A 17774-nucleotide genomic window follows, 5' to 3' on the forward strand; every position below is an offset into this window, starting at 1 on the left:
GTCAGCCTTGCAGGATGGACGAAACCAGCAACTGCGTATAGGGATGCTGCGGATCGTCGAGAATCTGGTCGGTCAGGCCTTGCTCGACCACGCGGCCGCCTTGCATCACCAGCGTGCGGTGCGCCAGCAAACGGGCCACGGCGAGGTCGTGCGTGACCAGGATGGCGGCGAGATCGAGATCTGTCACCAGCCTTCGCAGCAAGTCGAGCAGGCGCGCCTGCACTGAGACGTCAAGCGATGCCGTCGGCTCGTCCATGAAGACCAGCCGCGGATGCGTGACCAGGTTGCGCGCGATCTGCAGGCGCTGCTGCATGCCGCCCGAGAACGTGGTCGGCACATCATCCAGGCGGCCCAGGTCGATTTCCATCTTCTCGAGCCACGCGCCGGCAATCTCGCGCAAGTCGCCGTAGTGGCGCTCGCCGACAGCCATCAGCCGCTCGGCGATATTGGCGCCGGCGCTGACCTGCATGCGCAGGCCGTCCCGCGCATGCTGGCGCACGAAGCCCCAGTCGGTACGCGCCAGCAGGCGCATGCGCGCGCTCGACAGCGTGGCCAGGTCGGTCAGACCGGCTTCGCGCATGTCGTAGCGGACACTGCCGCGCTGCGGCGGCGCCTGCATCGACAGCGCCTGCAGCAGCGTGCTCTTGCCCGAGCCGGATTCGCCGACAACGCACAGTACTTCGCCGGGATAGAGGTCGAAGCTCACGTCATGGCAGCCATGCACGCCGTCCCAGGTGCGCGTGAGGTTGCGGACGGAAAGCAGCGGGGTGGCGCTCATTGTGCGGCTCCTTCGGCCCGCTGCGCGGCAACGCGGTCGCCGCAGTATTCCGTGTCGGAGCACACGAACATGCGCGTGCCGGCATCATCGGTAATGATCTCGTCAAGAAAGCTGTCGGTCGAGCCGCACTGGGCGCAGCAGCTGCTCCATGTCTCGACGGTGAACGGATGGTCGACGAAATCGAGGCTCTTCACCGAGGTGTAAGGCGGCACCGCATAGACGCGCTTCTCGCGCCCGGCGCCGAACAGCATCAGCGCGGGGCTGCGGTCGAGCTTCGGGTTGTCGAACTTCGGGATCGGCGACGGACGCATCATGTAGCGCTGGTTGACGATCACCGGATAGTCGTAGGTCGTGGCGATATGGCCGTGATGGGCGATGTCTTCGTAGAGCTTGACGTGCATCGAGCCATATTCGGCCAGCGCGTGCATGGTGCGCGTCTCGCGCTCGCTAGGCTCCAGCCAGCGCAGCGGTTCGGGAATCGGCACCTGGAACACCATGACCTGCCCGGCGCGCAGCGGCGACTCGGGAATGCGGTGGCGCGTCTGAATGATGCTCGCTTCAGCGGTACGCTCGGTCGTCTTGACGCCGGTCACGCGGCCGAAGAAGCGGCGGATGTTGATGGCGTTGGTGGTGTCGTCCGAACCCTGGTCGATCACCTTGAGCACGTCCTGCGTGCCGATGATGGCGGCCGTCACCTGGATGCCGCCCGTGCCCCAGCCATACGGCAGCGGCATTTCGCGGCTGCCGAACGGGACCTGGTAGCCGGGAATCGCCACGGCCTTCAGCAGCGCACGGCGCAGCATGCGCTTGGTCGATTCGTCCAGGTAGCCAAAGTTGTAGTGGTCGTCGCGGGCGACGGTGGCGTTGGTCTGACTCATGCCAGCGTCTCCTCTCGTGGCTGGATACTCGATACCGCGGCGGCAGGAGCAGCTTCCGTACCCGCGGCTTCCTGCTCGGTGCGCAGGCGGCGCAGCAGTTCCAGGTTGGCCTGGAAGTCCACGTAATGGGGCAGCTTCAGGTGCTGCACGAAGCCGGAGGCCTCGACGTTGTCGCTGTGGTAGAGCATGAATTCCACGTCATTGGCCGGGGCGTCGGCCGCTTCGCCAAGTTCTGCCGCACGCATGGCGCGGTCGGCCAGCGCCATCGACATGGCCTTGCGTTCGCCGTAGCCGAACACCAGCCCGTAGCCACGCGTGAAGCGCGGCGCCTCGTTGGCGTTGCCGGTGAACTGGCTCACCATCTGGCACTCGGTCAGCTCGACCTCGCCGATGGTGATGGCAAAGCCCAGTTCCTCCACGAACAGCTCGACTTCGGCAGTGCCGTAGCGGATTTCCGCCGCGAACGGGTGCGAGTTGCCGTAGCCGCGCTGCGTGGAATAGCCCATCGACAACAGGAAACCTTCGTCCCCGCGCGCAAGGTTCTGCAGGCGTGCCGCGCGGCCGGCCGGCAGCGTCGGCGGTTCGCGGGTCAGGTCGGGGGGAGCCGGGTCGCCCGGCGGAATGGCATCGGCCTCGACCAGTTCGTCGGCTTCGAGCAGCGCCGTCACGCGCGGCATGTCCGACGCCAGCGGCTCCGGCGACGGCGCCAGCGGAGCCGGATCGCGCTCGGCTTCGAGCGAGAAATCGAGCAGGCGCTGCGTGTAGTCGTACGTCGGGCCAAGTACCTGACCGCCAGGGACATCCTTGAACGTCGACGAGATCCGGCGTTCCAGGCGCATCCTGCCGGTATCGACCGGCACCGTGTAGCCAAAGCGCGGCAGCGTGGTGCGGTAGGCGCGCAGCAGGAAGATCGCTTCGATCTGGTCCCCCGCAGCCTGCTTGAGTGCCAGAGCGGCCAGGTTCGGGTCGTACAGCGAGCCTTCCGCCATCACGCGCGAGACGGCCAGGGGCATTTGTTCGCGGATCTGGGCCAGCGTCAGTTCAGGAACCGCGGTATCGCCGCGGCGATAGGCGTCGAGCATCTGATAGGAATTGAGGATGGCGCGCTCGCCACCCTTGACGGCTACGTACATCTCAGTCCTCCAGCTGCGTGGTGCGCGCCAGGGCGCAGAATTGCTCGCCGCTGGTCAGCAGCAGGTCGACGCCGAGCGGGAACACCGCATAGTTGTCGCGCCATTCGGTGCGGAAGCCCGCAGGCAAGCCCGTTACGCGCACGGTCTGCGTGGTCTCGATGCCGGGGCCACGCAGCGTCAGGAGTTCGCCGGCTGCAAGGGATTCCAATTCGACGATCAGGGTCGCCGAGCGGTCAGGGTAGGCGGGCTCGCCCTGCGCGCAATCGGCCAAGGCCGGTTGCGCATGACCCGCGGGCACGCAGACGAAAGTGGCCGTGCGGACATCGTCCACGAGCGGGCAACCGCAGTGAAAACGAAGGAACGAGCGCACGGCGGCCGGTACATCGGCAGGCAGCCACACCGGCGTGTCGGCGTCCGCGAGCGTCAGCAGCAACGCGGCCTGCGCGGGCGAAAGGCCCTCCGGCACGCCGCTGGAGGCGGGCAGTTGCTGCACGGTGCCGGGCCGCGCCATGGCATCGAGCGTGGCGCGGAATACCTGCTGGGCGTCTTCGACCGGGTTGTCGAAACCCGGCAACAGCGTGGCGCTCGCGGCGGCAGTGGTGGTCAATGGAAGCGTCTGCATCTCAGTCTTCTCCTCGAACCATGGTGAAAAACTCCACGCGCGTCTGTGCGGCAACGCCCGCCCGATTGGCAGCACGCGCAGCGTGAGCCTGCGCTAGCGGGGCCAGCACGGTGTCGCGCACGCGCTGGTGCCAGTCGGCGCGCTGGAGCAGGGCGTCCAGCACGGCCGCCTGTTCGGCGTGGCGTGTGCCGCGGCCCTGTACATAGGCGACTCCCGCGGTGCTGCCAGCCGAGCCGTCCTCGAGGACGATCGCGCAGCGTGTCACCGAGACTTCGCCGAGATTGAATTGCGCGCCAGTGCCGCCAGCACGGCCGCGCACCATCGCCATGCCGGCCTCCGGCTTGCGCAGCAGGCGGTAGGCGGGCAGTGCGCCTTGCCCGGAAAGTTGCGCGTAAGCCTCGTCAAGCGCATCCGGCTGCGCCAGCGCCAGAATCCGCAACCAGCCCGCACGGGCAGCGTTAGCATCCGCAATGGCAGTGTCTTGCATGGTCACCCCTATACGTCTATACGTGTAGATGTTCACTGTATCAGCACGGCGACACTAGAACACACTGGTATGAAGCTTTCGTGACGGACTTGGCCGGTGCTCGGGCTCGAACGCCATGCGCCCGCGGCTGAGGCACAATCACGGGTATGGACCGGATAAACACACGCGAGCCGACGCAGCACTCCAGTGAAATTCGTTCCGGTGAAGGCTTGATGACAAAAGGCAAGGCAACACTAGGCAAGGCAAGACGATGTCTGATCAGGAAGTCGAACGAGGTTCCGGCGTTGCGGTATGGCGCCAGATTGGCGAGGCGCTGGCGCAGGATATCCGCAACAAGCTGTATGGCCCCGGCGAGCAACTGCCGCCTGAGCCCGAGCTGGCCAGCCGGTTCGCGGTGAACCGCCATACCATCCGCCGCGCCATGGGCGAGCTGGAGCTGAATGGTCTCGTGCGGATCGAGCAGGGCCGCGGCACGTTCGTCCAGGAACATGCGATCGACTATGCGATCGGTCGCCGCACACGTTTTTCGCAGAACCTGGCGGCACAGGGCATGCGCGGCCACGTCGAGATTCTCGAAAGCAGCATGGTGCGCGCGCCCGAGGTCGCCAAGCAGCTGGGCCTGCCCCGTACGGCGGACATCCTGCACGTCCAGGTGATCGGCAAGGCCGAAGCACGCACCATCGACGTCGCCGAGCATTACTTCGATGGCAAGCGCTTTCCGGCTTTGGCTGACGAGATCCGGGAGCAACTGTCGATCTCGCGCGCGCTCGCGCACTTCGGCATTGCCGACTACACACGCAAGTGGTCGCGCATCACCGCGTCGATGCCGAGCGCACCGGTCGCACGCCTGCTGAACCAGCCGAAGACGCGCCCCGTGCTGCAAGTTGAAGCACTCAACGTGGATATCGACGGTGCACCGCTGCAATACAGCATGACCCGTTTTGCAGGAGACTGGGTGCAGCTCACCGTTTCCGACAGCGAATCGCCAGTCATTCCATGAAGCCCGGAGACGCGCCAGCGCAACCGGCCAACGTGATATTGGTCTAGACATCTGGCCGTCATCTACGCGCGCTAACTTGCTATCCATGCATACCACTAGCCAAGCTACTTCGGCCCCGCTCGCGGGCATCACGGGCCGCCGCGTGCTGGGCACCGGCGGCATCGGCCCCGCTACGCTGGGATTCCGCGACGGTTGCCTGACACAGCCCGGGCAGCAGGTGCCGCAGGCAGGGCCATGCATCGATACGGGCGACCTCCTCGTGCTGCCCGGCATCGTCGACATTCATGGCGATGCGTTCGAGCGCGCCGTGATGCCGAGGCCCGGTGTGAGCTTTCCCTATGCCACCGCTCTGCTCGATGTGGACCGGCAACTGCTTGCCCATGGCATCACGACCGAATTCCACGGCGTGACGCTGTCATGGGAAGGTGGCTTGCGCGGCGAAACCTATGCGCTGCGGATGTTCGAGGCGCTCGCGCAGCTCAAGCCGGTGCTCGGTGCCGAGCACATGGTCCACTTGCGTTTCGAGGCCTATCACGTGGAAGGCGTGGAAACGGCACTCGCCTGGATGGAAGCGGAGCGCGTGGGGCTGCTGGCCATCAACGACCATCTGCCGACCATGGCCCGTCGCATCGACGACGAGCGCAAGGTCTTGCAATACGCGGAACGGGCCGAGTGCGATGCCGAGACCTTCCGCACGCGCCTGCGCACCGCCAGCCGGCATGCGCAGGACGTGCCCGCGGCGATGTCCCGCCTGATCGCCGCGGCGCGCACGGCAGGGCTGCCCGTCGCGTCGCACGATGATCCGGACCTGGCCACGCGGCAGCACTATCACCGCCAGGGTTGCCGCATCGCCGAGTTTCCGCTCACGGTGGAAACCGCGCGCGCGGCACGGCAATTGGGCGATGACGTCGTATTCGGCGCGCCCAACGTCATGCGCGGCACCAGCCACACTGGCGCACCCAACGCGACCGAAATGGTATCCGCGGGCCTGTGCACGGTGCTCGCGTCCGACTACTACTATCCGGCGCCGCTGCAGGCAGCGTTCAAGCTCGCGCAGCTTGGCGTCGTGGACCTCCCCGACGCCTGGAAGCTGGTGTCGCGCAACCCGGCGCGCGCCGCCGGCCTGCGCGATCGCGGTGCGTTGATACCTGGCCTGCGCGCCGATGCCATCCTCGTCGACGACCGCCAGGCCGGCCTGCCGCGCGTCGTCGGCACCGTTGTCGGTGGCGAACTGCAGCACGCGGCCATGTCGCTGCCCATGATCGGTATCGACGGCGTAGCCGTGCCCCGCAACGACAGCATGGCGGCATGACCATGCAAGCCCATCGCTACGCCATCTACCTCGCTCCCGGCGGCCCGTTCCGCACGTTTGGCAGCCAGTGGCTCGGCCGCGACGCCGACACCGGCATCGCGCTTGCCCATGCGGATCGCCCGCAGGCATGGATCGATGCGCCCGCGCACTATGGTCTGCATGCCACGCTGAAGCCGCCTTTCAGGCTCGCCACCGGCACCGAGGCAGGGCAACTCGATGCCGCTGCCCGCGCCTTTGCGCAGGCACGCGCAGCGTTCGATGCGCCGCTGGTGCTGCGCTCGCTGCGCGGTTTCCTGGCCTGGTGCCTGGACGAAAACACGGCAGGTGCCCGCGACATGCACGCGCTCGCCGACGCCAGCGTGCAGGCGTTCGAGCCGTTCCGCGCGCCGGCCACGTCCGAGGAAGTGGCCCGACGCAAGCCCGATCAGCTCACCGCCGCACAGCGCCTGATGCTCGAAGCCTGGGGCTACCCCTATGTCTTCGATACATTCAAGTTCCATATCACACTGACCGGCATGCTTGCGCCCACGGATGCCGATGCCGCACTGGCGCGGCTGTCCGCCGATTGCCGCACGCTGCTCGAGTCGCCGCTGCACGTGGATGGCATCAGCGTTTTCGTGCAGCCAAAAGCGGGGCAAGACTTCGTTGTCGGCCGGCACTACGGTTTTGACGGACGCGTGCGCAATGGCGCCGGCGCCCGCTATCTCGAATCATGACCCGCACCGCGAACATCAACGGCACTGGCCTGTTCTATGTCATGGGGCCGTCGGGCAGCGGCAAGGATTCGCTGCTGCGCGCGCTGCATGACCGGCTTGGTCCGGACGACCGCGTCGTTGTCGCGCACCGCTATATCACGCGCGATGCCGATGCCAACGAGGCGTCTGTGCCGCTGTCAGCAGGCGAGTTTGCGCGCCGCGCGGAGCTTGGCTGCCTGGCGCTGCACTGGCGCAGCCACGGGCTGCACTACGGCATCGGCCTCGAGATCGAGCAATGGATGGCGCGCGGCCTGAAGGTCATCGTCAACGGCTCGCGTGAGTACCTGCCGCATGCGGTGGCACGCTATCCGGCATTGTGTGCCGTGCACGTCCGCGTCAAGCCGGAAGTGCTGGCCGCGCGGTTGCGGCAGCGCGGCCGCGAATCGGAGGATGCGATTGCAAGGCGGCTGGCGCGTGCGACCGAAGCGTTCGCCGTGCCTGCGCAGTGCCGGCTGGTCGAGATCGACAACAGCGGCGCGCTGGCGGATTCCGCCGAAGCTTTCGCGCGCCTGGTCGGCGTTGCGCCGCCATCCGCCTGAAGAACCAGCCGAAGCGCTCCGACGCCTTATGACGCGCTTTTGCCGCAGGGCCTGCCAGGAACGAGACAAGCTGCTAAACCCCAATACTAAAGCTAACCCCGTGCTGCCTGAACCCCAGCCCCCGATAAAACCCATGCGCCTGGACCCGCCGCACGCTGGACGATAGCGCCAGCTTGCAGGCACCGGCCTCACGCGCCAGCCGCATGGCTTCGAGCATCATGGCCTTGCCGACCCCGATGCCGCGCGCCGCCGGCGCAACGACCACGCCTTCGACGATGGCCTCGGGGCGGCCATCGTGAACCATCAGCGGAAACACCAGCAGACTGAACGATCCGAGCGGGATATCGTCGCCATCTACCATCAGGTAGCAACGATAGAAGGGATACTGCCGCATGGCCGCATGGCCGCATGGCCGCATGGCCGCATGGCCGCATAACGCTCCCGCATGCTCGCAAGCGGCAGCACGGGTTCGTCATCCATCGTAGCGAGCAGTTCTGCGAGTTGCTGCAGTTCGGCGTCGCTACCCTGAACCTCGCGCAGCGTCAGTACTGACTCCCTCATGCCGCACGCAAGCAACGCGCAGCCATGTGCATGTAGTGCGTCACCGGCGGCGTCACCAGGTCAACCACCTTGGCCAGATCGTCATAGCGCCGCAGGCGCACCGCGGCATCCGCATGCGATCCAGCGGCGAACGCGCTCGCCTGGGCGGCATCGAAGGGCCCGCCCTGCAGCGCAAGGCTGTGCACTGACGCTTCGGACAGCGTACTGAAGTAGCCCGCATCCACCGCGCACAGATACCGCTTGGCCGCGACATGCAGTCGGATTGGCTCCGTGACATCCGGGCCGAACAATTCGGCCAGCGCATCCGGGGCGGCTTCCTGGTGCCGCATATCGGTGGTGCTGCTTTCGGCCAGCATCAGGTGGCCGACGTCGTGCAGGAACGCGGCAACGATCAGCGGCTCGGGCTCGCCGGCTTGCTCCGCCAGTTGCGCGCATTGCAGCGCGTGGGCGGTCTGGCTGATGGCTTCGCCGCCGTAGTAGGCAGTACCGTGGCTGGCGAACAGCGATGCAATGCGGGGCAGGGTCAGGGTCAGCATGGAAATTTTGCGGGGAATTTTTGTGTCGATCAGACCAGCACCTTGCGGATCTGCGCCGAGATCACGTCAATGGCGGTCACGAAGACGATGATGATGATCATCACCGCGCAGGTCTGGCCGTACTGGAAGCTGCGGATGATTTCCCACAGCACGGTGCCGATGCCGCCCGCGCCGACGATGCCCACGACCGACGCCGAACGCACGTTGGATTCGAAGCGATACAGCGCGAACGAGAGCCAGAGCGGCAGCACCTGCGGAATCACGCCATAGATGATTTCTTCAAGCGGGCCGGCGCCGGTGGCGCGCACGCCTTCGACAGGGCGCGGGTCGATCGCTTCGACGGCTTCGGCAAACAGCTTGGCCAGCACCCCGGTGGTATGGATCCAGAGCGCCAGCACGCCGGCGAAGGGACCGAGCCCGACGGCCACGATGAACAGCATGGCGAAGACCATCTCATTGATGGCGCGGCAGGCATCCATGACACGGCGCGCCGGCTGGTAGATCCAGGCGGGCACGATATTGGCCGAGCACAGCAAGCCAAACGGCACGGCCATGAACACGGCAATGGCCGTGCCCCATACGGCGATCTGCACCGTGACGAGCATTTCGTCCAGGTAATGGCGCCAGTCGCGGAAATCGGGGGGGAAGAAGTCGGCGGCGAACTGCGCCATGTTGCCGGAATCGCGCAGCAGGTCCAGCGGACGCATGTCGGCGCCGTTCCAGGACAGGACAAGCATCGCCAGCACGATCGCCCAGATCAGCATCACGGAAAGCGGTGTGCGCGGGGGCCGCACCTGGCTCTTGGGAGAGGGCGGCAGGGCGTGCTTGGCAGTGGTGGTCATGGGGACAATCCGGTAATGCGAGAAGAGAAAATGCAATGCCGCGGCTGGCGGCATGCCGCCAGCCGCGGGTGGGACTTACTGTGTGCTGACAGCCTTGTCCAGGTCGGCCAGGCGTCGGCTCACGTCGGCGAGCTGCTTCTGCTTGTCGGCAGCGGCCAGTGTGGTGTCGGTCTCGATGCGAGCCTTTTCCTTGGCCAGTTCGATCTGGCGGATCGGCACGAGTTGCGCATCGGTCGACGGACGGAAGCCCTGGTACGTCAGCGTGGCCAGCACCTGCTTCTCGCGCGCGGCGTCAGGGCCCTTGCCGTAGTTGACGAAGAAGGTCTGGATCTTCTTCTTCACGTCGGCCGGCAGGTCCTTGCGATAAACGATCGGGTCGGCCGGGATCAGCGGCGACTTCCACAGCACGCGCACCTGGTCATACGGATTCTTGCCCGTGTTGATGCGATAGCGCTCGAAGTTCTCGGTGTTGTTCACGGCCACGTCCACCTGCTTGTTCAGCACCGACAGCAGGTTGGTTTCGTGGTTGCTGATGCGAACGGCCTTGAACAGCGTCTTCGGCTCGACCTTGTGGGCGGCCCACAGGTAGTAGCCCGGCACGGCCGTGCCCGACGTCGAGTTCGGATCGCCGGCGCCGTAACTGAGTTCCTTGCCGCGCTTGATCACGTCTTCGACGTTCTTGATGTCGCTGTCCTTGTTGACGATCAGCAGGGACCAGTAGCCCGGGTTGCCGTCCTTGTCGATCACCGAGGCGAACACTTCGCCATTGGCGCGGTCCACGGCTTCCATGGCCGACTTGTTGCCGAACCAGGCGATCTGGACCTTGTTGAAGCGCATGCCTTCGATGATGCCGGCATAGTCCGAGGCAAAGAACGGCTTGACGGCCACGCCCAGCGTCTTGCTGAGGTCATCGATCAACGGCTGCCAGGCCGACTTCAGGTTCGACGACGACTCCGTCGAGATGAAGCCGATGTTCAGCGTCTTGGCGTCCTGCGCAAAGGCCGGCATGGCAACAACGGTCGATGCGACAACGGCGAGGAATGTTCTGCGAAGCATGGATGACTCCGGTTGGAATTCGGTTTGGCGAACGTGTTGAATACGTCTTGAGTACGCCTTGGATCTGGAAAAGAACGCGATGCAAGACAGCCGTCAGGCCGCTGCGAGATTCATGGCCGCCAGCGCTGGCACGGGCACGGCGTCTGGTTCGCTGTCGAGGGTGTCGTGCAACAACTCCTCTGCCTCGGTGCCATACAGGTCGCGCAGCATGTCGGGCGTGAGCGCCGCGGAGGGGCCGTCATACACCACCTTGCCGTGGCGCAGCGCGACGACGCGCGGGCAGTAGCGCATCGCCACGTCAACCTGGTGCAGCGACACCACCACGGCCACCTGGCGCGTGCGGTTGATCTGCGCGAGCAGCGACATCACACGGCGCGACGACTCCGGATCCAGCGACGCGATCGGCTCGTCGGCCAAAATCACGCGGGCGTTCTGCACCAGCGTGCGCGCGATAGCGGCGCGCTGCTGCTGGCCGCCTGACAACGTCGAGGCGCGCTGGAACGCATAGTCGTCTATACCAACCTGGGCAAGCGCGTGGAGACCTGCCTGGATCTCGTTGGCCTTGAACAGGCGCAACAGGCTGCGCCACTTCGGCAGGCGCGACAGCATGCCGACCAGCACATTGGTCATCAACGGGAGACGGCCGACGAGGTTGAACTGCTGGAACACAAAGCCGATCTCCGAGCGGACGCTTCGCACATTGCGCGCCAGCCGCCCGTGGCGCTGGACAGCGCGGCCGTTCACGACGATTTCGCCCGCGCCCGCATCGCTGGTGACAAAGCCGGCGATATGGCGCAGCAGCGTGGACTTGCCGGAACCAGAGGCGCCCAGCAGGGCGACCATTTCACCGGGCGCGACGTCGAGCGTGACATCGTCAAGCGCCTTGCGGTCTGCGCGGAACGACTTGGTCAGGCCGCGGACTTCGATGGCATGCGTCATCTCGACTCCCTTGCTTGAATGACGAGCGCATTCTGGCGGCCGCCCGTGACAGAACGATGACGAATGCTGCCGGTTTGCGGGCAAAACATAACGCAATTGCGGCATTGAATTTCGTCACACAACAGTCATAATGAGTTTCCAGAATGCATTTCAATCGGGCTTCTCTGCAATCGCTGATGCGCGTGACGATTCGTATGATCACCGTACCGGGGACTCCCGGACGGGCCGCCCTGCACAGGGCGGCGGTGTACCCCACGTCGGAAGACGACTCGGCTCCGCTGATGGTGAGCGACTGGAGCCAGCGTGAACCTGAAGTCTTCCTCGCTGCGCAAACGTGGGCGCGAAGCCGCGCATACATCATTTCCAATCCGCGCAGCGGGTCGTTTTATGGCGGCAAGTACGGTCGTTACTAGCTGACTGCCAGCCAACTGTCTCGACCGCAACCGTGGTTTTCGCACCCATGCGGTGCGTCCATCCAGTGAATGCTTGCCGGGATGGATGAAAAACGACTGACACGTCGTCTCGCTTTCGCATGCACTGCGTGCGAGATGCCCTTCCGTTGCCGCGCGCAACGCATACAATCTTTTTTGTCATAGAAACACTCCCTGCCTGCGTTGCGCCGGAACGCCCATTGTCCGGCCGCAAGCGGGGTGATGCGGTCTGTTTCTCCGCTGGCACCGGATGACCGCGGACACTCAAAGAAGCACTGCAGCGCAAGTTGTCGTACACCGCCATGCAGAACCAGGCGGGCACCTACGTGCAGCCGACTCGCGACAGCTTCAGCGCGGCGGTGGCATCGGCAAGCTGGGCGCCGCAGCGGGACTTCTACCAGGTCGTCACGAATGCGCCCGGTTCCAATGCGTGGCCGATCGCGGGCGAGGTGTTCGTGCTGATGCCGCTCGCCGGACTCGCCAACGGCAGCACCAAGGACGCGCTCGCGTTCTTCCGGTGGGCGCTGCGCGAAGGGCAGGCCGATGCCGCAGTCGAAAACTATGTGGCGCTCCCGCCCGCGCTGGTCGAGCAGGTCGAAGCCTACTGGGGCCAGTTCCTCAAGTAAGCGTGCCCGCATGGACCACGGCGGCGGCGCCGGTCACGTTGGCGTCATGGCATGGTGCTATTGAAGATGGTTGCTGATGCCATGCGATTATTGCCGCCATGCGTGCCATTCCCCCTGATTTGAACACTGACTCGCACCCGTGGCGGCGCCGCGGCATGGCCGCCGCGGCATTGGCTGTGCTGTCGACGCTCGCACTGACCGCGCAATGCCGCCAGGATGACTTGTGGTTCCCTGGCATTACGCGTGACAGCCTGTGGAAGAACGTGCAGGAGCGCTGCCTGACGAGCGACCAGCCGCAGCACGCCGATTGCGCCGTCGTCGACCGTGAACGCGGCCTCGTGTTGTATAAGGACGCCATCGGGTCGAGCCATTACCTCGTGATCCCCGACCATAAGGTTACGGGTGTCGACGATCCCGCGCTTTGGGAGGGCGGTCCTCACAACCAATGGGCGTTCGGCTGGGAAGTGCGCGACATCGTGGGCAAGTCGATCGGCAAGCGCGTGCCGGACAATCTCGTCGGCCTGGCGGTGAACTCGCGGGCATCGCGCAGCCAGGACCAGCTTCACATCCATCTCGACTGCATCAGCGAAGCCGCGCGCGCGTTCGTTGCGGACAACGCGGGCAAAGCAAGCGACGGCTGGACCGAACTCCGTTTCCAGGGCAAGCCGGTACGCGCCCTGCTGATTCCGTCACCGGATACCGCGCTTCGCTTCAATGCGTTTGACATCGTGCGCAAAGGGCTGCCGGAGCCGAGTCGGGTAGGGGACCGCGGCGTGTTCGTCACTTACGTGACGCGGCAGGACGCTGCGCCGGGCTTCCTGGTCGTCGACCAGCCTGTGGACAAGGCGGCCGGCACGACCGGCCATGCGAGCGATTTCCTCGACCGGTCCTGCAAGCTGGGGCGCACGGCGGAGTGAAGCAACAGGCCGGTGTCCACGTGCCATGTGACCCGTGGGCCCACATCAGGGTTGGTGCGATCAAAAGAAGCCGAGATAAAGCCGGCGTCGGTGACGCCTTTGTCCTACGCTGTTGGCATCCGACCCGAGAGCGCGGGGTGCCCATGGCGACTCCATCACAATTTATCCAGTGCTACGCCGGTGCGCCTGAGTCGGCCCCCGGTGCATGGGACTGGAATTGCCCGATCTGCGTCGCCCGGTTCTGCGCCGGCGCCAAACAGGCGGTGCGCCATGGCGTGAGCTTCGCGCTGTATTGCCATCACGATGAGCGGCTGTTGATCGCCCGGCCCATGCTCGGTGACCAGTTCGAGCTGAGCCTTGCGGGGCCGATGCCCGAAAGCGCGGCCATCAACGCAGTGGCCGCCGCGAATGCCGACGGTCAGCGCCTGCTTTACCAGCACGACATGACGCACTGAAGGCTTTCCCGGCAACCCCGGCAGCGGTCGCCATGCGTGCAAGTTGGTGATATATTACATATCAACAAAGTGAACGTTGTACCATTTGCGCCATGTTCGATCCTTCGCTGCTGGGCCGGATGGCCTTCACCCATGCCGTGCCCTCAGCGGCGCCATTGCCACCGGGCCGCCACCGGCTTGGCATAGACGACGAACGCGACACGGTTCTTTTCGTGCCGGATGGGCTGGATGCCGGCGTTCCCGTGCCGCTGATGATCATGTTCCACGGGGCTGGCGGATTTCCCGGGAAGGTCCTGCCGTTCATCGAACCACGCGCGGCGCAGCATAAATTCCTGGTATTGGCACCGCATTCGATGTTTCCGACATGGGACATCGTGATCGGTGGCAACGGTCCCGACCTCCAGCGGTTGCACCAGGCGCTCGCCGCGGTCACGTCTCGCTACCACATCCGCCGCGATCAGCTGGCGTTCGCCGGCTTTTCGGACGGGGCGAGCTACGCGCTATCGATCGGCATCACCAACGGCGATATCGCCAGCCACGTGATCGCGTTTTCCGGCGGATTCATGTCGGTATTCATGCAGGAGGGTATGCCGAAGGTCTTTATCGCGCATGGGCTCGCCGATGAACAGCTCCCCGTTCAGACCAGTGGCCGCAACAACGCGATGCGTCTCCGTGCTGCCGGCTACGACGTCGAGTATGTCGAATTCGACGGCCCGCATGCGATACAGCCCGACATCGTCGACCTGGCCATCCGGTTCTTCCTGGCCTAATGGAGCGCCGTCCATGAATTTCGAAATCCCGCAGTCGCTGATCCATCCGCTGCTCGCGCTGATCCAAGCCGAATCGCCGCTGGCCCGGCAGCTCAGGGAACACGGTGTCTGCCACGGCAACATGGTGGTGTCGGCGCGCCTGTTCGACGCGCAATCGCTCAGTTCGCTCTATACGCTCAGCAAGGCACAGAACGAGCGCGAACTGCTGTTCCAGATGCTTGCGCTCGACAACATCTACAACGCGCCGCAAGCGCGCACGATTCCGGGCCTGGAGATGCTGGTGGCAGGGCTGATCGCCTACCTGTCGCGCGATGCCATCGATGGCTGGCTGTACCAGCGCAGCCGCGACGGCGTGCTGCTGCCGTGGCTGGTCCAGCGCATCCGCCATGTCGAGCCGGAGCAGGGCATGCCCTATGTGGCCATCGACATGCTCGCGAACACGATGCTGTCCGCCAACTCCGAGCAGACCGACCCCACGCGTCGCCGTTCAGGCATGACGACGTCGATCATCGTCACGCGCGACGAGATCGTCGACCGCACGATCCCCGAACTGCTTGCGGAATTCGGCTTCTTCAAGGAGTGTGCGGAGTTCCGGCGCGAATACGAGATCCATGCGCAGCGCTTCGTGCGCTACCAGCGCAGCTTTGGCGCGCAGTTCATCGCGACGCGCGCCGGCTTCACGGTCGAAGGCAAGAACACCGTCGCGCTGGCGCGCATGGCCGATGGCGTGACCGCACGCTGCATCAATGACGAAGAACGGCTCGAACGGCGCTTCGAGATGAACTGCGATGCGGAGTTCTGGCGCCGCGCCGGTGTCGTCAGCGGCTTCGAGAAGGTGCCGCTGCATGGCTACGTACACCTGTTCCACCTGGAGTGGCACCAGAACATCTGGGTACACGTGCAGCACCTGAGCGAGTACAAATACCGGCCCGAACTGCGGGACAAGCTGGTGCTGCCGGACCATCATCGCGATCTGATCGACATCCTGACGTCGCACATGGACGTGCTGGTGCAGGACTTCGTGCCCGGCAAGTCGGGCGGCACGACCATCCTCTGCCAAGGGGCCCCGGGACTCGGCAAGACGCTGACCGCGGAGATCTATGCCGAAGTCGTTGGCAAACCGCTCTACCGCGTGCATTCGGGGCAGCTCGGCACGACCGCCGCATCGGTCGGCGCCACGTTGATGGAAATCCTGCGTCGCGCCATGCGGTGGAACGCCGTCCTGCTGCTGGACGAAGCCGACGTCTACATTCGCCGCCGCGACAACGACCTCGAGCACAACGCCATCGTCGCCGAGTTCCTGCGCACGCTCGAATACTTCAGCGGATTGCTGTTCATGACGACCAACCGCACCGGCGACGTCGACGACGCCATCCTGTCGCGCTGCATTGCGACGATCCAGTATGAGACACCATGCAGGGAAGATGCCGCGCGCCTGTGGCGGCTGCAGGCCGAGCAGTGCGGCGTGTCGCTGCAGGACGAACTTGTCGATGCGCTGACAGCCGCCTACCCGAAAGCGAGCGGCCGCGACATCAAGGAGCTGATGAAGCTTGCCACGCGGTACAGCAAGGCAAAGCAGATCGCGCTGTCCGAAGACGTGTTCCGGCTGTGCGCGCAGTTTCGGGCGATCGAGTAAGCGTCCTTGCTTCAAATCAGCCGCCACCCCGTCATGGCTTGACGGAGCAGGCGGCTTTTCCATTACTGGCCGGTGCCGGCAACTGCCTTGGGCCGGATCGCATCAGCCGTGCCTTGAATGAAGGCCTTGAGTTTCTCGACATCGTCAGCGCTCAGCTTGCCGCTGAAGTCCGGCATGCCGCGCACCATGGCGGGCCCCTTGAAGATGAACTTGTCCAGGTTCTGGATGTAGGTGGCGTGCATATAGCCCAGGTTGGGAATATTGCCGCCGCGATCCACGCCCGGCACGCCATGGCAGGCCACGCAGTTGCTGACGTAGAGGCCGGCACCGGCCTTCACGTTGGCCGGATCGTAGCTGACCCCGGACAGCAGTTCCCCCACGCGAGCCTTGACGAATTCCGGCATGGCCGCCTTGCCCCCGAGCGCGAACGTGTAGACCGTGCCGGGACCTTCGCGGTCCGCGACGCGGCGGTACGCGCCGTACGCACCGCCCCAGCCCACGGCGATCGACACGTACTGCTTGCCATCGACCATGTAGGTCGTCGGGGCAGCGATGACGCCGGTGCCCGTCGGCGTTTCCCACAGCTTGTCGCCGTTGCGCGCGTCATAGGCGATCAACCGGCCGTCCGACGTGCCCTGGAACATCAGGTTGCCGGCCGTGGTCAGCGTGCCGCCATTCCACGGCGCGACGTATTCCTGCGTCCATGCCGCTTTGTGCTGCACCGGATCCCACGCAATCAGGCGCCCGAACGGCTTGTTGGCCGGGCTCGCGGCGCCGAGGATCTTGCCGGTATTCCAGCCGGTGTTGCTCTGCAGCGCACCGGGCGCAGCGGCATTAAAGCGCCAGCGCTTGTCGTCCATGAGGTTCGCCGGCACGTTCTGTGCCGGCACGTAGACCAGCCCGGTCTGCGGATTGAACGACATCGACTGCCAGTTGTGGCCGCCGTAGGGCCCCGGGATCGCGTCATAGGGCTTGTCGGTCGCGCGTGCTTCGGGAACTTCGGCGGGGCGGCCGTTGGCGTCATAGCCCGTGGTCCAGTTCACGTCGACATAGTTCTTCGCGGAGATGAACCGCCCATCGGTCCGGTCGATCACGAAGAAGAAGCCATTCTTCGGCGCGTGCAGGATCACCTTGCGCGGCTGGCCGTCGATCTTCAGGTCTGCCAGGATCATCGGCGATGTGGACGTGTAGTCCCAGTTGTCGCCCGGCGTTTCCTGGTAGTGCCACACGTACTTGCCCGTGTCCGGATCGAGCGCGACGATCGATGCAAGGTACAGGTTGTCGCCGCCGGCCGGGCTGCGCGCGCGGTGCGCCCACGGCGAGCCGTTGCCGGTCCCCACGTACATCAGGTTGAGTTCGGGATCGAAGGTGAGGGTGTCCCACGCCGTGCCGCCACCACCGGCCTCCCACCATTTGCCTGCTGGGTCCCAAGTCTGCGCGGCGCGCGCCATCGATGCAGCCATGGCGGCCAGCGGAAAAGTGGCACGGCGGCTTGAATTGC

Annotated in this window: 21 protein-coding genes and 1 pseudogene; 10 read left to right on the plus strand and 12 right to left on the minus strand. The window is 65.2% G+C overall.

Annotation, left to right across the window (positions count from 1 at the left end; genetic code table 11):
* Position 1 precedes the first annotated feature (1 nt).
* Genes phnK through phnG form a run of 5 tightly spaced genes read right to left on the minus strand, consistent with a single transcriptional unit; the run spans position 2 to position 3898 of the window.
* Complete coding sequence (phnK, locus tag ACIGJG_RS28610) at positions 2-778, minus strand: phosphonate C-P lyase system protein PhnK (protein WP_220630338.1); 777 nt, start codon at positions 776-778, stop codon at positions 2-4.
* On the minus strand, positions 775-1656 hold the full coding sequence (locus ACIGJG_RS28615) for an alpha-D-ribose 1-methylphosphonate 5-phosphate C-P-lyase PhnJ (protein ID WP_011300308.1): 882 nt from the start codon (positions 1654-1656) through the stop codon (positions 775-777). The genes phnK and ACIGJG_RS28615 overlap by 4 nt, the downstream gene beginning before the upstream one ends.
* The gene (locus ACIGJG_RS28620) at positions 1653-2789 is read right to left on the minus strand and encodes a carbon-phosphorus lyase complex subunit (protein ID WP_483673519.1); all 1137 of its coding nucleotides are present in this window, start codon (positions 2787-2789) and stop codon (positions 1653-1655) included. The genes ACIGJG_RS28615 and ACIGJG_RS28620 overlap by 4 nt, the downstream gene beginning before the upstream one ends.
* 1 nt (position 2790) lies before the next feature.
* Positions 2791-3411 (minus strand): phosphonate C-P lyase system protein PhnH, encoded by a 621-nt coding sequence (phnH, locus tag ACIGJG_RS28625; RefSeq protein ID WP_483673520.1) that lies wholly within the window; start codon positions 3409-3411, stop codon positions 2791-2793.
* A 1-nt stretch (position 3412) separates the two neighbouring features.
* A complete protein-coding gene (phnG, locus tag ACIGJG_RS28630; protein WP_483673521.1) occupies positions 3413-3898 on the minus strand; it encodes a phosphonate C-P lyase system protein PhnG in 486 nt (161 codons plus the stop codon).
* Between the two features lie 250 nt (positions 3899-4148).
* Between phnG and phnF the strand changes: the two genes are divergently transcribed.
* The 4 genes from phnF (at position 4149) to phnN (ending at position 7504) form a co-directional block, all read left to right on the plus strand.
* Entirely contained in the window at positions 4149-4898 is a 750-nt protein-coding gene (gene phnF / locus ACIGJG_RS28635) for a phosphonate metabolism transcriptional regulator PhnF (protein ID WP_011300304.1), read from the plus strand.
* 85 nt (positions 4899-4983) lie between these two features.
* Positions 4984-6210, plus strand: coding sequence for an alpha-D-ribose 1-methylphosphonate 5-triphosphate diphosphatase (locus ACIGJG_RS28640; RefSeq protein ID WP_483673522.1), 1227 nt, complete (start codon positions 4984-4986; stop codon positions 6208-6210).
* Positions 6207-6926 (plus strand): DUF1045 domain-containing protein, encoded by a 720-nt coding sequence (locus ACIGJG_RS28645; RefSeq protein ID WP_483673523.1) that lies wholly within the window; start codon positions 6207-6209, stop codon positions 6924-6926. The genes ACIGJG_RS28640 and ACIGJG_RS28645 overlap by 4 nt, the downstream gene beginning before the upstream one ends.
* Positions 6923-7504 (plus strand): phosphonate metabolism protein/1,5-bisphosphokinase (PRPP-forming) PhnN, encoded by a 582-nt coding sequence (gene phnN, locus ACIGJG_RS28650; RefSeq protein WP_483673525.1) that lies wholly within the window; start codon positions 6923-6925, stop codon positions 7502-7504. Before ACIGJG_RS28645 ends, phnN begins: the two co-directional genes overlap by 4 nt.
* A 73-nt stretch (positions 7505-7577) precedes the next feature.
* Here phnN and ACIGJG_RS28655 read toward each other — a convergent pair whose 3' ends face one another.
* The 6 genes from ACIGJG_RS28655 to phnC form a co-directional block, all read right to left on the minus strand.
* On the minus strand, positions 7578-7898 hold the full coding sequence (locus tag ACIGJG_RS28655; RefSeq protein ID WP_483673526.1) for a GNAT family N-acetyltransferase: 321 nt from the start codon (positions 7896-7898) through the stop codon (positions 7578-7580).
* A complete protein-coding gene (locus ACIGJG_RS28660; RefSeq protein ID WP_483673527.1) occupies positions 7865-8065 on the minus strand; it encodes a hypothetical protein in 201 nt (66 codons plus the stop codon). The genes ACIGJG_RS28655 and ACIGJG_RS28660 overlap by 34 nt, the downstream gene beginning before the upstream one ends.
* Positions 8062-8601, minus strand: coding sequence for a phosphonate degradation HD-domain oxygenase (locus ACIGJG_RS28665; protein ID WP_483673528.1), 540 nt, complete (start codon positions 8599-8601; stop codon positions 8062-8064). Before ACIGJG_RS28665 ends, ACIGJG_RS28660 begins: the two co-directional genes overlap by 4 nt.
* A gap of 29 nt (positions 8602-8630) precedes the next feature.
* Positions 8631-9443, minus strand: coding sequence for a phosphonate ABC transporter, permease protein PhnE (phnE, locus tag ACIGJG_RS28670; RefSeq protein WP_041680183.1), 813 nt, complete (start codon positions 9441-9443; stop codon positions 8631-8633).
* Positions 9444-9518: 75 nt separating this feature from the next.
* Positions 9519-10499 (minus strand): phosphonate ABC transporter substrate-binding protein, encoded by a 981-nt coding sequence (phnD, locus tag ACIGJG_RS28675; protein WP_483673529.1) that lies wholly within the window; start codon positions 10497-10499, stop codon positions 9519-9521.
* Between the two features lie 93 nt (positions 10500-10592).
* On the minus strand, positions 10593-11438 hold the full coding sequence (gene phnC, locus ACIGJG_RS28680) for a phosphonate ABC transporter ATP-binding protein (RefSeq protein ID WP_483673530.1): 846 nt from the start codon (positions 11436-11438) through the stop codon (positions 10593-10595).
* Between the two features lie 143 nt (positions 11439-11581).
* On the opposite strand from phnC, the gene ACIGJG_RS28685 reads away from it, so the two are divergent.
* The 6 genes from ACIGJG_RS28685 to ACIGJG_RS28710 all read left to right on the plus strand — a co-directional run bounded on the left by ACIGJG_RS28685 (position 11582) and on the right by ACIGJG_RS28710 (position 16273).
* Complete coding sequence (locus tag ACIGJG_RS28685; RefSeq protein ID WP_224010235.1) at positions 11582-11851, plus strand: CDP-diacylglycerol pyrophosphatase; 270 nt, start codon at positions 11582-11584, stop codon at positions 11849-11851.
* Between the two features lie 305 nt (positions 11852-12156).
* Complete coding sequence (locus ACIGJG_RS28690) at positions 12157-12495, plus strand: type 2 periplasmic-binding domain-containing protein (RefSeq protein WP_049796488.1); 339 nt, start codon at positions 12157-12159, stop codon at positions 12493-12495.
* A gap of 98 nt (positions 12496-12593) precedes the next feature.
* Positions 12594-13412 (plus strand): CDP-diacylglycerol diphosphatase, encoded by an 819-nt coding sequence (locus tag ACIGJG_RS28695; protein WP_483673531.1) that lies wholly within the window; start codon positions 12594-12596, stop codon positions 13410-13412.
* Between the two features lie 143 nt (positions 13413-13555).
* Positions 13556-13867 carry a hypothetical protein gene (locus ACIGJG_RS28700; protein ID WP_140950721.1) on the plus strand — a complete coding sequence of 104 codons (312 nt, stop codon included), beginning with the start codon at positions 13556-13558 and terminating at the stop codon, positions 13865-13867.
* 92 nt (positions 13868-13959) lie between these two features.
* The gene (locus tag ACIGJG_RS28705; protein WP_140950720.1) at positions 13960-14637 is read left to right on the plus strand and encodes an alpha/beta hydrolase; all 678 of its coding nucleotides are present in this window, start codon (positions 13960-13962) and stop codon (positions 14635-14637) included.
* A gap of 13 nt (positions 14638-14650) precedes the next feature.
* A complete protein-coding gene (locus ACIGJG_RS28710) occupies positions 14651-16273 on the plus strand; it encodes an AAA family ATPase (RefSeq protein ID WP_483673532.1) in 1623 nt (540 codons plus the stop codon).
* Positions 16274-16335: 62 nt separating this feature from the next.
* Here the strand turns inward: ACIGJG_RS28710 and ACIGJG_RS28715 are convergent.
* A pseudogene (locus ACIGJG_RS28715) lies at positions 16336-17727 on the minus strand (c-type cytochrome); the annotation flags it as partial.
* Positions 17728-17774 lie beyond the last annotated feature (47 nt).

The organism is Cupriavidus sp. C1SS-2L (assembly GCF_057073735.1).

What these genes read in the sequence shown, in the direction of transcription:
- phnK (WP_220630338.1), bottom strand. Translation starts at nt 778, where the DNA reads ATGAGCGCCACCCCGCTGCTTTCCGTCCGCAACCTCACGCGCACCTGG.
- ACIGJG_RS28615 (WP_011300308.1), bottom strand. Translation starts at nt 1,656, where the DNA reads ATGAGTCAGACCAACGCCACCGTCGCCCGCGACGACCACTACAACTTT.
- ACIGJG_RS28620 (WP_483673519.1), bottom strand. Translation starts at nt 2,789, where the DNA reads ATGTACGTAGCCGTCAAGGGTGGCGAGCGCGCCATCCTCAATTCCTAT.
- phnH (WP_483673520.1), bottom strand. Translation starts at nt 3,411, where the DNA reads ATGCAGACGCTTCCATTGACCACCACTGCCGCCGCGAGCGCCACGCTG.
- phnG (WP_483673521.1), bottom strand. Translation starts at nt 3,898, where the DNA reads ATGCAAGACACTGCCATTGCGGATGCTAACGCTGCCCGTGCGGGCTGG.
- phnF (WP_011300304.1), top strand. Translation starts at nt 4,149, where the DNA reads ATGTCTGATCAGGAAGTCGAACGAGGTTCCGGCGTTGCGGTATGGCGC.
- ACIGJG_RS28640 (WP_483673522.1), top strand. Translation starts at nt 4,984, where the DNA reads ATGCATACCACTAGCCAAGCTACTTCGGCCCCGCTCGCGGGCATCACG.
- ACIGJG_RS28645 (WP_483673523.1), top strand. Translation starts at nt 6,207, where the DNA reads ATGACCATGCAAGCCCATCGCTACGCCATCTACCTCGCTCCCGGCGGC.
- phnN (WP_483673525.1), top strand. Translation starts at nt 6,923, where the DNA reads ATGACCCGCACCGCGAACATCAACGGCACTGGCCTGTTCTATGTCATG.
- ACIGJG_RS28655 (WP_483673526.1), bottom strand. Translation starts at nt 7,898, where the DNA reads ATGCGGCAGTATCCCTTCTATCGTTGCTACCTGATGGTAGATGGCGAC.
- ACIGJG_RS28660 (WP_483673527.1), bottom strand. Translation starts at nt 8,065, where the DNA reads ATGAGGGAGTCAGTACTGACGCTGCGCGAGGTTCAGGGTAGCGACGCC.
- ACIGJG_RS28665 (WP_483673528.1), bottom strand. Translation starts at nt 8,601, where the DNA reads ATGCTGACCCTGACCCTGCCCCGCATTGCATCGCTGTTCGCCAGCCAC.
- phnE (WP_041680183.1), bottom strand. Translation starts at nt 9,443, where the DNA reads ATGACCACCACTGCCAAGCACGCCCTGCCGCCCTCTCCCAAGAGCCAG.
- phnD (WP_483673529.1), bottom strand. Translation starts at nt 10,499, where the DNA reads ATGCTTCGCAGAACATTCCTCGCCGTTGTCGCATCGACCGTTGTTGCC.
- phnC (WP_483673530.1), bottom strand. Translation starts at nt 11,438, where the DNA reads ATGACGCATGCCATCGAAGTCCGCGGCCTGACCAAGTCGTTCCGCGCA.
- ACIGJG_RS28685 (WP_224010235.1), top strand. Translation starts at nt 11,582, where the DNA reads ATGCATTTCAATCGGGCTTCTCTGCAATCGCTGATGCGCGTGACGATT.
- ACIGJG_RS28695 (WP_483673531.1), top strand. Translation starts at nt 12,594, where the DNA reads ATGCGTGCCATTCCCCCTGATTTGAACACTGACTCGCACCCGTGGCGG.
- ACIGJG_RS28700 (WP_140950721.1), top strand. Translation starts at nt 13,556, where the DNA reads ATGGCGACTCCATCACAATTTATCCAGTGCTACGCCGGTGCGCCTGAG.
- ACIGJG_RS28705 (WP_140950720.1), top strand. Translation starts at nt 13,960, where the DNA reads ATGTTCGATCCTTCGCTGCTGGGCCGGATGGCCTTCACCCATGCCGTG.
- ACIGJG_RS28710 (WP_483673532.1), top strand. Translation starts at nt 14,651, where the DNA reads ATGAATTTCGAAATCCCGCAGTCGCTGATCCATCCGCTGCTCGCGCTG.